1 protein-coding gene is annotated in these 717 nt (G+C 69.6%); it reads right to left on the bottom strand.

Features of this window, described 5'->3' with window-relative positions:
- Positions 1-53 precede the first annotated feature (53 nt).
- Entirely contained in the window at positions 54-704 is a 651-nt protein-coding gene (locus FHX82_RS08935) for a type VII secretion system-associated protein (protein ID WP_145939310.1), read from the bottom strand.
- Positions 705-717 lie beyond the last annotated feature (13 nt).

Genomic DNA, 717 nt, shown 5'->3' on the forward strand with positions numbered 1-717 from the left:
CTGCACGAAGTTCGCACACCGCAGGGGTGACGGCCGTCACCCGGAGGTCGGTCCTATTCGGACTGGGTCTCCCCGCCCGCCGTGGGCTCCCACGGCACGACCCGCAGGCCGTTGGCGTCCTGGTTGCTGTTGGCGTAGATCTCGGCGACCTGCTCGTCGTCCATCATGAGCGTCTCGCGCATGAAGTCCCCGGTCAGCCGGACCGAGGCCGGGCCGCCCGGGTTGAACAGCACGTCCACCTCGTCGGCGAGCAGCTCGACCAGCTCGTCGAGGTCGATCCGCCGCCAATCCGGAGACGCTATCCGCTGGCGGTGCTGCTCACCGGTGGCGACCACGACGCACAGGATGTCGTCCGGCGACTTCGTGACCAGCGGCCGCCCGTCCCCGTTCATCGCGATGTCGAACAGCGTGTCGCGCAGCATCAGCTGGATGTGGTCGGCCTCGGCGCGCCCCTGCAGGACCAGCCGCAGCACCGCGTCCAGCGGGTCCGACGGCGAGTTCTCGTCGGCGGGCACGTACTCCGGGTTGGCCCGGAACTTGCCGATCTTCCCCTCGTCCTCCACCGGCCACAGGCCGACGACGGCCTCGATCGGCGGCGGGTCGTTCTCGGAGGTCGGCCGCCACGCGGGGTCCATCAGCAGGAACCAGTTCTCCAGCGGACCTTCCGCCTGCGTGCCGTCGGTCGTCTCGGTCATGGTGACCATGATGGCCCCTTTC

It is taken from the genome of Amycolatopsis bartoniae, assembly GCF_014191255.1.
Lineage (GTDB): Bacteria > Actinomycetota > Actinomycetes > Mycobacteriales > Pseudonocardiaceae > Amycolatopsis_E > Amycolatopsis_E bartoniae.

What these genes read in the sequence shown, in the direction of transcription:
- FHX82_RS08935 (WP_145939310.1), bottom strand. Translation starts at nt 704, where the DNA reads ATGGTCACCATGACCGAGACGACCGACGGCACGCAGGCGGAAGGTCCG.